Genomic DNA, 14,433 nt, shown 5'->3' with positions numbered 1-14,433 from the left:
TCCTTATCAGGCAGAAAAGTGCAGCGCGGCATCCTGCGCCAGCGTCCAGCTTACCGGCTGGCCGGCGTGCCAGGCTTCGCGCGCGTGGCGATCAACCTGGATCGGCGCCGCCAGCCCGATATCAATACTCAGCCGCTGCGCTGCGCCGAGAAAGGTGGTGCCGAGGATGAAACCGGGGCGTGCGTAGCGCTGGTCCGCCGCCAGCAGCACATCCTCCGGGCGGCAGAAATGCTGCGGATTGCCACGCGCATCGACCCCGACACAGTTAATCGCGCCGACAAAATCCGCGACAAACTGTGACGCCGGGCGCTGGTAAATATTTTGCGGCGTATCGATCTGCACCAGACGTCCCTGCTCCATCACCGCGATGCGATCGCCCAGCGCCATCGCTTCCTGCTGATCGTGCGTGACGTACACGGCGGTGATCGCCAGCTGTTTCAGCAGCGCACCAATCTCCAGCCGCAGCCGGTCGCGCAGGCGCGCATCGAGCGCCGCCAGCGGCTCATCAAACAGCAGCACCTTCGGACGCGCCGCCAGCGCACGAGCCAGCGCTACGCGCTGCTTTTGACCGCCCGACAGCTTGTCGATGCTGCGCTGCGCCAGCGCGCTGAGATCCACCAGGGCCAGCATCTCCTGCACGCGCGCGTCGCGTTCGGCGCGCGCCACGCCCTGCACTTTCAGGCCGTAGGCGACGTTCTGCGCCACGTTGAGATGGGGAAACAGCGCGTAGTTCTGGAACACCATGCCCACGTTGCGTTTCTCAATCGGCAGCGCTGTCACGTTACGATCGTCAAACCACACTTCGCCGCCGTCGTCACAGCGCTCCAGGCCACTGATGATGCGCAGCGTGGTGGTTTTGCCACAGCCGGACGGACCGAGCAGCACCAGGGTTTCGCCAGGCTGCACCGTCAGATCGAGCGGCTGCAGCGCCAGCTGGTGATTAAAGTGCCGCGCACACTGGCGCAGCGTAACGGTTACGGCCGCAGGGTTCATGCCGCCTCCTTATTAGCACGCGTGAGCGTACGGTTGAGCCAGTGATTGACCGCGTTGAGCATCAGCAGCAGCGGCAGAATCAGCAGAATAAAGATCAGCGTGTAGGCCGATCCCACTTCCAGTCGCATTGAGGCATAGCTGTCTGCCAGCCCCACCGGCAGCGTTTTTGTCAGCGGCGTATGCAGCATCCAGGTGATGTTGAACTCACCCACCGACAGGGTGATCACCATAAACGCTCCGGCGAGAATGCCGTTGCGACAGTTGGGCACCACCACGGTAAAAAAGCGCTGCCACAGGCTGGCACCGAGACTGGCCGCCGCCTCTTCCAGCCGCGGCATCTCCACCGCCTGCATCACCGCCAGCACTGGGCGCAGCATGAACGGCAAGGTAAACAGCACGTGACCGATCAGAATGAACAGCCAGCTATCGCGCAGGCCGGAGAACTGGCCGTACAGCAGAATGATGCCCAGCGCGGTGGCGAGGCCCGGCAGCGCGACCGGCAGCATCAGGCACTCTTCGATGCGCGCCGCCCAGCGCCGCGGCGCTTTTAGCAATCCCCACGCTGCCGGCACGCCGATCAGCAGCGTGATCAGCAGGCAGGCCAGCGCAATCAGCAGTGACAGCCAGAAGGTGTCGGCGTAAAGCTGCCATACCTGGGTCACCCACTTCAGCGTCAGGCCGCTGCGCAGGCCGGTAAAGTAGTTGTTGGTCACGCCGGCCAGCATCGACAGCACCACCGGCACGATCATGAACAGCGCGGTGAGCACGGTGACCAGCAGTTGCAGGCTGAACAGGCCGCGACGTCTCATGTCACCTCCTGGTGAGCCAGTCGGCGCGCCAGCATCAGTGCCAGCCAGGCGACGCCGCCCATCACCACCGACAGCGCGGCGGCGGTGGCGAAATTGGCGTAGTTGGTGAATTCGCCGTAAATGGTCAGCGGCAGCACCGCCAGATCGGTGCCCAGGGTAAACGCAGTACCGAAGGCACCCATGCTGGTGGCAAAACAGAGCGCGCCGGTGGAGAGCAGCGCCGGCTGCAGCCCCGGCACAATCACATCCCAGGTGATGCGCCACTGACTGGCGCCCAGCGAACGCGCCGCCTCTTCGAGAGAACGGTCGAGTTTTTCACTCGCCGCCACCAGCGTGATGATGGCGCGCGGCAGTGAAAAATAGAGATAGCCAATAAACAGGCCGGTAAACGAATAGGCCAGCATCCAGCGCTCGTGAAACAGCGCCAGGCTGATTTGCGCCAGCAGTCCCTGACGGCCCGCCAGCATCACCACCAGAAATCCCACCACCACGCCCGGAAAGGCCAGCGGAAACGTCAGCAGCGCCAGCAGCGTGCTGCGTCCGCTGAAGCGCTGGCGTGCCAGAAAGCAGCCGACTGTCGCGGCGATGGTCAGCGTCACCAGCGTGACGGCGAGCGACAGCAGCACGGTGTTCAGCAGGCTGAGCAGGTAGTGCGGCTGGGTCAGTACCGTCCAGTAGCCGCTGTGCCGGGTGCTGCGGTCGTCCTGCATCGCCATCTGCAGCAGCCGGACAAACGGCAGCAGCCAGAAGGCGCAGAAGAACAGCAGCGCCGGCAGCGTCAGCCATAGCCAGCGGCTGCCGGCCAGGCGCGGTGTCCGGCGGCACGAAGCCGCCAGGGTATCGGTCATCGCCATCAGCGAATCTCACTCAGATAGCGCGCCGAGAAAGCTTTCTGCGCTGCCGCCATCTGCTGATAGTCAACGGTTTGCGCACGCGCATAGTCGCTGTCCGGCAGGAAATATTTCTTCGCTTCTGCGCTCATGGCGCCTGTGCGCACCGGGCGCAGGAACGCGCTGGCCCAGATGGCCTGCCCTTTGTCCGACAGCACATAGTCGATCACTTTTTTGCCGTTCGCCGCGTGCGGTGCATTCTTCACCAGGCTAATGACGTACGGCACCGTTACCGTGCCCTCTTTGGGAATAACAAAGGCGACGTTAGCGTGATCTTTGTAGCGGGCGCGGTAAGCGTTGAAGTCATAATCGAGCAGAATCGGGATCTCGCCGGAAATCAGCCGCGCATACGCGGTCTGCTTAGGCACGATAGGCTGATTCGCCTGCAGCTTTTTGAACCAGTTCAGCGCCGGCGTGAAGTCCTGCATGTTGCCGCCCTTCGCCTGGTTGACTGCCACCGCCGCCACGTAACCGACAAAGGCGCTGGCCGGATCGAGATAACCAATCATGCCTTTGTATTCCGGCTTCAGCAGGTCGTCCCACGATTGCGGCACCGGCGCGCCGCCCAGCGCATCGACGTTGACCATAAAGCCCATGGTGCCCGAGTGCAGCGCCACCCATTTGCCGTTGCTGTCTTTCATGCCGGCAGGAATGTCATCCCAGTGCGCCGGTTTGTAACTGGCGACCACGCCGGCGCTGTCGGCCTGAATGCCGAAGCTGACGCCGTAATAGACCACGTCGGCCACCGGATTGCCCTGCTCAGCCACCAGCTGCGCCAGCGCCTGGCCGGAGTTTTTGTTGTCCTGCGGCACCTGAATGCCGGTGTCTCTGGCAATCGCTTTGAGCTGAGTGCCCCAGTCGGCCCACTCGGGCGGACAGTTGTAACAGATGGCGGTTTCCGCCGCCTGCGTCAGGCTGGTAAACAACGCGCTGGCGCTGAGCGCGATGGCGCCGGCGTAAATTTTTACTTTTTTATGCAGCATCATGAGGTTCCCTGGTGGTGGCAATAAACGCGGGGGCAGCAACACTCTCACCGCTCCGCAACTGATGTGGCAGCACGCGGGTGCCGCGGCTGACGTTATGCAACAACATATCGATGGCGCAGGCGCCGAGCCGTTCGGCGGGCTGCGCTACGCTGGCCAGCGACGGGGCCATTTGTGCCCCCATCGCAATCCCGTCAAAGCCCATCACCGCGAGCTGCTGTGGCACAGGCACGCCCGCGCGCGCCGCCGCGCCAATCAGGCTGATGGCCAGCAGGTCGTTAGTGCAGATTACGGCGCTGAGCGGGGTGGCACCGCCGAGCATCGGGGCCAGCAGCGTAAAGTCGGATTGGGTGTGGCTGGCCATCTCAATCACCGGCAGCGCCGTCAGGCCCGCGTGCTGCATGGCATCGCAATAGCCCTGATAGCGCAGGCGCGCACGGTCTGACTGCAGCATCGGTCCGGCGACCATGGCAATGCGGCGATGACCAAGCGCCAGCAGCTGTGCGGTGGCTTCGCGCATCGCCTGGCGGTTATCCACGCACACCGCCGGCCAGTGGCTGTGCTGCGGCACGTTATGCGCCAGCACAAATGGCAGGCCAGCCGCCTGCAGCGTGCTGAGCACCGCGCTGTTATCCGCGTCGGCCACTGTCAGGACCAGGCCCGCCACGCGCTGGCGCAGCATATGTTCCACGATGGCGGCTTCGCGCTCGGGCTGGTAATCGCTGGTGGCCACCAGCAGGCCATAGCCGGCGTCGCGCGCCTGGCGTTCCATCGCCTGTAACTGGCAGGAGAAGATCGGGTTAAGCAGCGAGGGCAGCAGCACGCCGAAGGTGGTGGAGTGCTGCGTGCGCAGCTGGCGCGCGATGTGGTTAGGACGAAAGCCGAGCTGCTCCGACGCCGCCAGTACTCTCTCCAGCGTGTCGCGCCGCAGCAGATGGGGATCGGAAAAGGCGCGCGCGGCCGTGGCGCGTGAAACGCCTGCCAGCTTTGCCACCGTGAGTAAGTCGGACATGTTCGCCTCGTTAAGTGCCGATGAGATCGATCTCATTGGCGCCTAAACTAACGGCGAACTGTGACAGTGACATCGCGAAGGGATGACGAAAAGATGACAGCAGCCTGCACTGCTGTCGGCAGGATTACAGCATCAGGAAGGCGTACCCTTCATTTTGCAGCGACGCGACGGTGGTGCCGCTGGAGAGCGTATGGGTGACGCGGGTATCAATCCAGTCGCGCTCCAGCTGATGGAAGGCCACCGACTGGTCGCAAATGGTCACTTTCACCCCGGCTTTCTTCAGCTCATCAATCAGCTTCAGGTTAGGGTTATCGCTGCCGTACGCTTTACGGAACTGATCGTTATTGAGCGCGGCCGGCACCGCATCGCTGTTAATCGACACCACAAAGTTGAGCTGATTCAGCGGCACGCCGGCCGCGTAATAGAGGTTGGTGACGCGTGCCACGCGCTCAAGGCCGAGATTCGGCTGATGGATATCCCCTTCGCTGCGGTTGATCTGAAACACAATCTTATTGCTCAGCCCGGGCGTGTTGGCCGGGTTGTAATCCGGCGTGTTAACAAAGTGAATTTTACCGTAACCGGCAATCGCCGGCGTGCTCCAGAAATCCGCCGGTTCGGTTTTCTGGTCAGCGAATTTGCCGCTGACTTTATCCACCAGTTCCGGCAGCTGCAGCACATTTCCGCCGACAAAGCCCGCCAGCGCGGCGATAACAATATAGGATGCTGGACGCATGACACTTCTCCTTAACCAAAGACGCGATTACATCTGTAAAAAGGCATAGCCCTGATTTTCCAGCGTCGACACCGTGGTCGGGCTGGACAATGCATGAATCACCGACCGATCGATCCAGTCGCGCGGATAGTGATGGAACGCCACCGACTGATCGCACACCGAGACTTTGACGCCCAGCTTGTTCAGCGCGCCAATCAGTGCGAGGTTGGGGTTATCGACGCCGTAAAACTGCTTAAAATGCGCGTTATCCAGCGTGGCGGGCGTGGCATCGCCGGTCATTGACACCACAAACTGCAGCTGTTCGGCCGGTACGCCAGCGGCGATGTACAGATTGACCACGCGCGCCACACGCTCCAGCCCGAGGTTAGGCCGTTTGATATCGCCTTCATTGCGGGTCAGCTGGAACACCACTTTGTTGCTCAGCCCCACCGCCGGTTTAAACGCGGCGTCGGCTTCATAATGAATTTTGCCGTAGCCCGCGACCGCCGGCGTGCTCCAGAACCCGTCCGGATCGGCAGGTTCAGCGGAAAAATGGCCCGCGATGCGCTGATACAGGTCATCGCTTTTGATTACGGCGGCACCGACCATCCCACCCACGATGGCAATCAGGGCATAGGAAACAACAGAACGCATAGAAACTCTCCGGCATGCACTGCGCGTTAATTCACAGTCCGTTTGAAAAAGTGCTTTATCTATACCACAGCGCGCGGCGGGCAAAACGCCTGTACTGGCGGGCTGTCCGGCGTTTGGCTGCCAGCAGAAATCATTGCGCCAGCTGATTGAATAAGGCTGTTAATTGAGCGGTGTGGGCGAGTTGAAAAATAGCTGGCCGGAAATACCGGCAGTCACCAGGCAGAGGGATGCACAGCAAATGACAGCGCCTCATCGTGCGGGTTAATACTGTCATCGCGCGTCGCCAGTTGACCAGTGAGCAAAACCTGACCATTCATTTCTGGGCTGGTGATGCACGGCCAGAGCAGCACGATAAAAATCACTGATGGATAAAGCGGGCCAACCGGGGAATTTCAGGCGTGTTTTTCAGAGTAAACCTGGAAAAAACCATGCCAGATTCAATTATTTTGAGCAACTTTACGTAACTTTAATTTCATCAGTGCGTTGCGCCTTTTCCTTTTGCCTTTTCGCTATTCAATTTTTTGCTACAAATTTCGCGTCAGCCAGCCATTCTTTGCCATCACGTCAATGTGACGGCGGCATTTGCTTGTATCCTCACTGTGGTTAAGATAGAGCCGCGGCAGAAAAGGAAACGCCGCCACAGAACATTGGCATGACTTTCCTGTCCAATGGCAGGAGACTTTTACAGGATCAAGGCATGTTTAACCGGTTGAAAAAATCAGTGCTGGCGGCCCTTATTCCTGCGCTGCTGCTCACGCCTGCGGTCGGTGTCCGCGCCGATCTGAGCGACAATTTGCCCGACATAGGCACCACGGCAGGCTCCACGCTTTCCATTAATCAGGAGCTGCAGATTGGCGACTTCTACGTGCGCCAGCTGCGCGCCAGCGCGCCACTGATCAACGATCCGCTGCTTAATCAGTACATTAATGAACTCGGCCAGCGGCTGGTGGCACACGCCCATTCAGTGCGTACGCCGTTTCACTTTTTCCTGATTCAGAATGACGAGCTCAACGCTTTCGCCTTCTTTGGCGGCAATGTGGTGCTGCACTCGTCGCTGTTCCGCTATACCGACAATGAAAGCCAGCTGGCGTCGGTGATGGCGCACGAAATTTCGCACGTGACGCAGCGCCATCTGGCGCGCGCCATGGAAGAGCAAAAGCGCAGCGCCCCGCTCACCTGGGTCGGCGCGCTGGGTTCGATTCTGCTGGCGCTGGCCAGCCCGCAGGCCGGGATGGCGGCACTGACCGGTACGCTGGCCGGTACGCAGCAGGGCATCATCAGTTTCACCCAGGGCAACGAGCAGGAAGCAGATCGCATCGGCATTCAGGTGCTGCAGCGCGCCGGTTTCGATCCGCAGGCGATGCCCGCGTTTCTGCAAAAGCTGGCCGATCAAAGCCGCTTCTCGTCAAAACCACCGGAAATTCTGCTGACGCACCCGCTGCCCGATAGCCGCCTGGCCGACGCGCGTAACCGCGCCAACCAGATGCGCCCGGTGGTGGTGCAGTCGTCGCAGGATTTCTATATGGCGAAGGTGCGCGCGCTGGGTATGTACGCCACCGGCCGCAATCAGCTGACTGACGATTTGCTGAATGAGTACGCCAAAGGCAACACGCGGGAACAGCAGGCGGCGCAGTACGGCAAAGCGGTGCAGTTCCTGCAGGCGAAAGATTTTGCCAACGCGAAAAAGATCATCGCGCCGCTGCTGGCGAAGCAGCCGGATAACCTATGGTTCCTTGATATCATGACCGATATCGACATCGGTCTGAACCAGCCGCAGCAGGCCATCAGTATGCTGAACGCCGCCCGCGGCAGCCAGACCAGCCCGGTGCTGCAGCTTAATCTGGCGAACGCCTACGTCGAGGCGAAGCAGCCGGCCAACGCCAGCCGCATCCTGAACCGCTATACCTTTGCGCACCCTGACGATCTCAACGCATGGGATTTATTGGCGCAGGCCTCAGCCGCGCAGGGGCTGCGCGATGAGGAGCTTTCGGCACGGGCGGAGAGTCTGGCGCTGAACGGCCAGCTTGATCAGGCCATCACCACCCTGAGCAGCGCCAGCGCCCAGGTGCCGCTCGGCAGCCTGAAGCAGGCGCGTTACGATGCGCGTATCGACCAGTTCCGCGAGTTACAGCGGCGTTTTAAGCAGTATGCAAAAGGGTAAATAGCCGGTTACGCGAGTGGATGGCCGGCAGGATTTCGGTGCGCATCAATGCGCACCCTACGGTCGTCAGATAAACCATTTCATCGATTCGCAGGGTGCATATTGATGCGCACCAACAGTTATTCGTAGGGTGCGCATTCATGCGCACCTGGCAACAATGGATTACGCAGGATAAAAAAACATGGTCCGTATTTATCACAATCCGCGCTGCAGCAAGAGCCGCGAAACCCTCGCGCTACTGCAGCAACAGGGCATTGAACCGCAGGTGGTGCTGTATCTCGACACGCCGCCGGACATCGACACGCTGAAAACGCTGCTGCAACAGCTGGGCATGCACAGCGCGCGCGAGCTGATGCGTCGTGGCGAGGAAATCTATAAAACGCTGGGGTTGGCCAGTGACGATCTCAGCGAACAACAGCTGTTACAGGCGATGGTGGAGCATCCAAAACTGATCGAGCGGCCGATTGTGATTCAGGGCGACCGCGCCCGCATTGGTCGTCCGCCGGAAGCGGTGCTGGAGATTCTCTAAAGCCCCAGCGCCTCTTTCACGAAGGGAATGGTCAACTTGCGCTGTGCGCTGATCGAGGCGCGATCGAGGCGATCAAGCGTGTCAAACAGCGTGCGCATTTCGCGGTCGAGGCGTTTCAGCAGGAAACGCCCAACGTCTTCCGGCAGCTCAAAGCCGCGCAGGCCGGCACGCAGCTGCATCGCCTGCAGTTTGTCCTCGTCGGACAGCGGCTGTAAGCGGTAAATTTGTCCCCAGTCGAGACGTGACGCCAGATCCGGCAGGCCCAGATTGAGCTGACGCGGGGGACGATCGCCGGTGATCAGCAGGCGGGTTTTGCCGGTTTCCAGAATGCGGTTGTAGAGATCAAAGATCGCCATCTCCCACTCGGCTTCGCCGGCAATGCACTCAATATTATCAATGCACACCAGCGCCAGATTTTCCATGCCTTCCAGCACTTCCGGCACGAACCAGGTGCGCTTATCGAGCGGCACATAACCCACCGCTTCGCCGCGCGCGGACATTTCGGCGCAGGCTGCGTGCAGCAAATGGCTGCGGCCGCCGCCTTCGCGTGACCAGAAGTAGAGATAGCTGCCGTGCTGTTGCGCCAGCGCGCCCTGCAGCGCCGCCAGCAGTGACGGATTTTCCCCCGGCCAGAAACTGGCAAAGGTTTCATCATCGGGTAGATAGAGTGGCAGTGAAAGCTGTGCCGGCGTGTTCAGAAGTACCTCAACGGATGAGCGGGCAGAAAACCGGGCAAGTTTATCACGATCCTCCGCAGAGATGAACCGGGCTTCCCTGCCCGCAGGATCCTTTAAAGCTCGCGTTTTTCTTCCGCGTCCAGCACCACTTCTTCCGGACGTAACAGACTGATTACGCGGAAAATCAGCGCCAGGCCAACGCCGACGATGGTGGCCAGTGCCATGCCCTTCAGCTCGGCGGCGCCCACGTGCACTTTCGCGCCGCTGACGCCAATGATCAGGATCACCGAGGTGAGGATCAAATTCTGCGCTTTGTTGTAGTCGACTTTGGATTCAATCAGCACGCGAATACCGGAAGCGCCGATCACGCCATACAGCAGCAGCGACACCCCGCCCATCACCGGTACCGGGATCGCCTGAATCGCGGCCGCCAGTTTACCGACGCAGGAGAGCAGAATGGCGAAGATCGCCGCGCCGCCGATCACCCAGGTGCTGTAAACGCGGGTGATCGCCATGACGCCAATGTTTTCACCGTAGGTGGTATTCGGCGTGGAACCAAAGAAGCCGGAGATCATGGTCGACAGGCCGTTGGCAAACATCGAGCGGTGCAGGCCCGGATCGCGAATCAGATCCTTTTTCACGATGTTAGCCGTCACCACCAAATGGCCCACGTGCTCGGCAATCACCACCAGCGCCGCAGGCAGAATAGTCAGCATCGCGGCCCACTCAAAGCGCGGCGTGTAGAAGGTTGGCAGCGCAAACCACGGCGCGTTTTCCACCGTACTCCAGTCAACGATGCCCATCGCCGACGACAGCGCGTAGCCGACCAGCACGCCAATCAGGATCGGGATAATGGCGAAGAAGCCACGGAACAGCACCGAGCCAAACACCGTCACCGCCAGCGTCACCAGCGAAATAATGATGGTTTTACTGTCCGCTGCGGTGCCGTCAGCGGGCAGCAGCCCGGCCATATTCGCCGCCACGCCAGCCAGTTCGAGACCAATAACCGCCACGATGGCCCCCATCGCCGCCGGTGGGAACATGACATCGAGCCAGCCGGTGCCGGCCTTCTTCACAATCAGCGCCACGATGCAGAACAGCGCGCCGCACAGGATAAAGCCGCCGAGCGCCACTTCATAACCGAGCGGCAGCAGCAGCAACACCGGCGAGATAAAGGCAAAGCTGGAGCCAAGATAGGCCGGGATTTTGCCTTTACAGATAAACAGATACAGCAGCGTGCCGACGCCGTTGAACAGCAGCACGGTCGCCGGGTTGATGTGGAACAGAATCGGCACCAGCACGGTAGCGCCGAACATGGCGAACAGGTGCTGCAGGCTGAGCGGAATGGTTTGAAGAAGCGGTGGGCGTTCGCTAACGCCTATGGCTCTGCGAGTCATCATTTATCCCCTATACGTTTATTTTTATGCTCGTTCGTCAACGCCGCACCTTATCGTAGTGGCGCAATTGATTGCGCCTTGTCCGGATGGGCACCATAGCTTGCCCGGCATCAGCGCGATAAATCGCGCCGCTACAAAATGTGCATCCTGTCGATACGGTGTCTGACTGAACGGTATTTTTGCCAAAAAAAAGCCGACTCTCTGGCCGGCTGGTTTATTTATTTGGTTCCGAAAATCTTGTCGCCGGCGTCGCCGAGGCCCGGGATAATGTAGCCCTTCTCGTTCAGGCCCTGATCGATTGACGCGGTGTACAGCTCAACGTCCGGATGCGCTTTCTCCAGCGCGGCAATGCCTTCCGGCGCGGCCACCAGCACCAGCACTTTAATGCTGTTGCAGCCGGCTTTCTTCAGCAGATCGATGGTGGCGATCATCGAGCCGCCGGTCGCCAGCATCGGGTCAACCACCAGCGCCATACGCTCTTCGATGTTTGACACCAGCTTCTGGAAGTAAGGCACCGGCTCCAGCGTCTCTTCGTCACGGTAAACGCCCACCACGCTGATGCGCGCGCTCGGTACGTGTTCCAGCACACCTTCCATCATGCCAAGGCCAGCACGCAGAATCGGGACGACGGTAATTTTTTTGCCTTTGATTTGATCGACGTCGACCGGACCGTTCCAGCCTTCAATGGTCACGCGCTCAGTTTCGAGATCGGCGGTGGCTTCATAGGTCAGTAAGCTGCCCACTTCCGAGGCCAGCTCGCGGAAGCGCTTGGTGCTGATATCATGCTCACGCATCAGGCCCAGTTTATGTTTGACCAGCGGGTGTCTGACTTCCACGATCTTCATGATTATTCTCCCGGAATTGAGTTGAGCTAAAAAAAAATCGCCGGATTATACCGCCTTTTTACCGCCGCGCCACCGGTGATTGGTCAGGTAACGTGCACAAATCGCCTGAGAATAAGGATTAGCGAAAAATCAGCACGCTGCAAAGGTGCCCTGAGATGGGACTCGCAAACGTTTGCCTGCGCTGGTAGAATTGCCGCGCTTAATTTTTGCCACCAACCGCAATCGCGTGGGGATTCCGCAGTGACCGACAAAACCTCTCTCAGCTACAAAGACGCCGGTGTTGATATTGATGCTGGTAACGATCTGGTTGACCGTATTAAAGGCGTAGTAAAGAAAACCCGCCGCCCGGAAGTGATGGGTGGACTGGGTGGCTTTGGCGCGCTGTGTGCGCTGCCGCAGAAATACCGCGAGCCGGTGCTGGTCTCCGGAACTGATGGCGTCGGCACCAAGCTGCGTCTGGCGATGGATCTCAAACGCCACGACAGCATCGGCATCGATCTGGTCGCGATGTGCGTGAACGATCTGGTGGTACAGGGCGCTGAGCCGCTGTTCTTCCTCGACTATTACGCCACCGGCAAGCTGGATGTGGATACCGCCTCCGCGGTGATCACCGGTATCGCCGAAGGCTGTCTGCAGTCGGGCTGTGCGCTGGTCGGCGGTGAAACCGCTGAGATGCCGGGCATGTATCACGGCGAAGATTACGACGTGGCCGGTTTCTGCGTCGGCGTGGTGGAAAAGTCCGGGATCATCGACGGCAGCAAAGTGCAGGATGGCGACGTGCTGATCGCGCTGGGCTCCAGCGGTCCGCACTCTAACGGCTACTCGCTGGTGCGTAAAATTCTTGAAGTCAGCCAGACCGATCCCACCACCAAACAGCTGGAAGGCAAACCGCTGGCCGATCACCTGCTGGCGCCGACCCGCATCTACGTGAAAAATATCCTCAGCCTGATTGAGCAGGTGGACGTGCATGCCATTGCTCACCTGACCGGCGGCGGCTTCTGGGAAAACATTCCGCGCGTACTGCCGGATAACACCCAGGCGGTGATTGACGAGAAAAGCTGGCAGTGGCCGGCGGTATTCAGCTGGCTGCAGCAGGCCGGTAACGTCAGCCGTCACGAGATGTACCGCACCTTTAACTGCGGCGTGGGCATGGTGATTGCGCTGAGCCCGGCCGATGCCGACAAAGCGGTACAGCTTATGACCGCGGCTGGCGAGCAGGCGTGGAAAATTGGCGTAATTAACGCGTCTGATGCCGAAGAGCGTGTGGTTATTAACCCATGAAGAAACTGGTTGTACTGATCTCCGGCAACGGCAGCAATCTTCAGTCCATCCTCGACGCCTGCGAGAGCGGGCGTATCAACGGCAGCGTGGCTGCCGTTTTCAGTAATAAAGCCTCGGCCTATGGTCTGACGCGTGCGCAGCAGGCCAGCGTGCCTGCTCACGCGCTGTCCGCGCAGGATTTCGCCGATCGCGACGCATTTGACCGCCAGCTGATGCAGCAGATCGACGCTTATGCGCCGGATCTGGTGGTGCTGGCCGGTTATATGCGCATTCTGAGCCCGGCGTTTGTCGCGCACTATCACGATCGTCTGCTGAATATTCATCCGTCGCTGCTGCCGAAATATCCCGGTTTGCATACGCATCGCCAGGCGCTGGCGAACGGGGACGCGGAACACGGTACGTCGGTGCATTTTGTGACTGACGAGCTGGACGGTGGACCGATCATTCTGCAGGCGCGCGTGCCGGTATTTGCTGACGATGACGAAGCTGAGATCAGCGCCCGCGTGCAGCATCAGGAGCACGCGATTTATCCGCTGGTGATCAGCTGGTTTGTTGAAGGACGCTTGCAGATGCGCGCGGGCAAAGCGTGGTTAGATGGCGAACCGTTGCCGCCGGAAGGTTATGCGCACGATTAGTTGACCAGGTGCGCATGAATGCGCACCCTACGGGGCATCTCGTGAGATCGCCATTCACGGCGACCACGTGAACAACGCCCCTCTCTACCCAAACCGGCCGGTAATATAATCCTCGGTGCGCCGCGCCTGCGGTGCGGTGAAAATCCGGTCGGTTTCATCAAACTCCACCAGCTGCCCGTTATGCATAAACGCGGTGTAATCGGATACGCGCGCTGCCTGCTGCATGTTGTGCGTCACCAGCACCAACGTGAAATGCTGCTTCAGCGTGGTCATCAACTCTTCAATCACCAGCGTCGAGATCGGATCCAGCGCCGAGGTGGGTTCATCCAGCAGCAGCACTTCCGGCTCGATGGCGATGGCGCGCGCAATCACCAGACGCTGCTGCTGACCGCTCGACAGCGTCAGCGCATTCTGCCCCAGCTGATCTTTCACTTCGCCCCACAGCGCCGCCGCCCGCAGCGCGCGCTCGCAGGCCTCATTCAGCACGCGACGATCGCGCACGCCCTGCAAACGCAGACCGTAAACCACATTCTCATAGATCGACTTGGGAAACGGATTGGGGCGCTGGAACACCATGCCGATGCGCCGCCGCAGCGCCGGCAGATCCTGGTTCGACTGCATCACCGCGTGGCTATCGAGCAGAATCTCACCTTCGATGCGGCAGCCATCAATCACGTCGTTCATGCGATTGAAGCAGCGCAGCAGCGTCGATTTACCGCAGCCGGAGGGCCCAATCAGCGCCGTGATGCGATGCTTCGGGATCTGCAAATCAATGTTATTCAGCGCCTGGCGTTCGCCGTACCACAGCGACAGCTGATTAACGGTGAGCGCAATAGCGTAATCGGGCGTCATGTG

At 60.1% G+C, this 14,433-nt stretch carries 15 protein-coding genes; 4 read left to right on the top strand and 11 right to left on the bottom strand.

What is annotated here, in order from left to right:
- Positions 1 to 6 precede the first annotated feature (6 nt).
- From C1N56_RS05330 to C1N56_RS05300, 7 genes are all read right to left on the bottom strand, one after another.
- Complete coding sequence (locus C1N56_RS05330) at positions 7 to 993, bottom strand: ABC transporter ATP-binding protein (protein ID WP_021506599.1); 987 nt, start codon at positions 991 to 993, stop codon at positions 7 to 9.
- Positions 990 to 1,802 (bottom strand): ABC transporter permease, encoded by an 813-nt coding sequence (locus C1N56_RS05325; protein ID WP_021506598.1) that lies wholly within the window; start codon positions 1,800 to 1,802, stop codon positions 990 to 992. The genes C1N56_RS05330 and C1N56_RS05325 overlap by 4 nt, the downstream gene beginning before the upstream one ends.
- Positions 1,799 to 2,656: an ABC transporter permease gene (locus C1N56_RS05320; protein ID WP_059011715.1), complete on the bottom strand. Its 858-nt coding sequence runs from the start codon at positions 2,654 to 2,656 to the stop codon at positions 1,799 to 1,801. The genes C1N56_RS05325 and C1N56_RS05320 overlap by 4 nt, the downstream gene beginning before the upstream one ends.
- A complete protein-coding gene (locus tag C1N56_RS05315) occupies positions 2,656 to 3,678 on the bottom strand; it encodes an ABC transporter substrate-binding protein (protein WP_058775667.1) in 1,023 nt (340 codons plus the stop codon). The genes C1N56_RS05320 and C1N56_RS05315 overlap by 1 nt, the downstream gene beginning before the upstream one ends.
- Positions 3,665 to 4,687 (bottom strand): substrate-binding domain-containing protein, encoded by a 1,023-nt coding sequence (locus tag C1N56_RS05310; RefSeq protein WP_021506595.1) that lies wholly within the window; start codon positions 4,685 to 4,687, stop codon positions 3,665 to 3,667. The genes C1N56_RS05315 and C1N56_RS05310 overlap by 14 nt, the downstream gene beginning before the upstream one ends.
- Before the next feature lie 124 nt (positions 4,688 to 4,811).
- Entirely contained in the window at positions 4,812 to 5,420 is a 609-nt protein-coding gene (locus C1N56_RS05305) for a DsrE family protein (RefSeq protein WP_021506594.1), read from the bottom strand.
- 27 nt (positions 5,421 to 5,447) lie between these two features.
- Positions 5,448 to 6,053: a DsrE family protein gene (locus C1N56_RS05300; RefSeq protein ID WP_021506593.1), complete on the bottom strand. Its 606-nt coding sequence runs from the start codon at positions 6,051 to 6,053 to the stop codon at positions 5,448 to 5,450.
- Between the two features lie 697 nt (positions 6,054 to 6,750).
- Between C1N56_RS05300 and C1N56_RS05295 the strand changes: the two genes are divergently transcribed.
- Both C1N56_RS05295 and arsC read left to right on the top strand, forming a co-directional pair.
- The gene (locus tag C1N56_RS05295; RefSeq protein ID WP_394517207.1) at positions 6,751 to 8,214 is read left to right on the top strand and encodes a beta-barrel assembly-enhancing protease; all 1,464 of its coding nucleotides are present in this window, start codon (positions 6,751 to 6,753) and stop codon (positions 8,212 to 8,214) included.
- A gap of 181 nt (positions 8,215 to 8,395) precedes the next feature.
- On the top strand, positions 8,396 to 8,743 hold the full coding sequence (gene arsC / locus C1N56_RS05290) for an arsenate reductase (glutaredoxin) (RefSeq protein WP_104188654.1): 348 nt from the start codon (positions 8,396 to 8,398) through the stop codon (positions 8,741 to 8,743).
- On the opposite strand, the gene hda is transcribed toward arsC, so the two are convergent.
- The 3 genes from hda to upp all read right to left on the bottom strand — a co-directional run bounded on the left by hda (position 8,740) and on the right by upp (position 11,662).
- The gene (hda, locus tag C1N56_RS05285) at positions 8,740 to 9,441 is read right to left on the bottom strand and encodes a DnaA inactivator Hda (protein WP_031279417.1); all 702 of its coding nucleotides are present in this window, start codon (positions 9,439 to 9,441) and stop codon (positions 8,740 to 8,742) included. The genes arsC and hda overlap by 4 nt on opposite strands.
- Before the next feature lie 92 nt (positions 9,442 to 9,533).
- The gene (gene uraA / locus C1N56_RS05280) at positions 9,534 to 10,817 is read right to left on the bottom strand and encodes a uracil permease (RefSeq protein WP_275029010.1); all 1,284 of its coding nucleotides are present in this window, start codon (positions 10,815 to 10,817) and stop codon (positions 9,534 to 9,536) included.
- A gap of 218 nt (positions 10,818 to 11,035) precedes the next feature.
- Entirely contained in the window at positions 11,036 to 11,662 is a 627-nt protein-coding gene (gene upp, locus C1N56_RS05275) for a uracil phosphoribosyltransferase (RefSeq protein WP_010617600.1), read from the bottom strand.
- Between the two features lie 240 nt (positions 11,663 to 11,902).
- Between upp and purM the strand changes: the two genes are divergently transcribed.
- Both purM and purN read left to right on the top strand, forming a co-directional pair.
- Positions 11,903 to 12,943 carry a phosphoribosylformylglycinamidine cyclo-ligase gene (purM, locus tag C1N56_RS05270; RefSeq protein ID WP_275028242.1) on the top strand — a complete coding sequence of 347 codons (1,041 nt, stop codon included), beginning with the start codon at positions 11,903 to 11,905 and terminating at the stop codon, positions 12,941 to 12,943.
- Entirely contained in the window at positions 12,940 to 13,578 is a 639-nt protein-coding gene (gene purN, locus C1N56_RS05265) for a phosphoribosylglycinamide formyltransferase (RefSeq protein WP_021506587.1), read from the top strand. Before purM ends, purN begins: the two co-directional genes overlap by 4 nt.
- A gap of 84 nt (positions 13,579 to 13,662) precedes the next feature.
- On the opposite strand, the gene pstB is transcribed toward purN, so the two are convergent.
- Positions 13,663 to 14,430 carry a phosphate ABC transporter ATP-binding protein PstB gene (gene pstB / locus C1N56_RS05260; protein WP_136547117.1) on the bottom strand — a complete coding sequence of 256 codons (768 nt, stop codon included), beginning with the start codon at positions 14,428 to 14,430 and terminating at the stop codon, positions 13,663 to 13,665.
- Positions 14,431 to 14,433: the final 3 nt, after the last annotated feature.

Source organism: Pantoea sp. SGAir0175, from assembly GCF_043547855.1.
The sequence above is the reverse complement of the archived record's forward strand: the minus strand, read 5'-3'. Positions and strand labels throughout refer to the sequence as shown.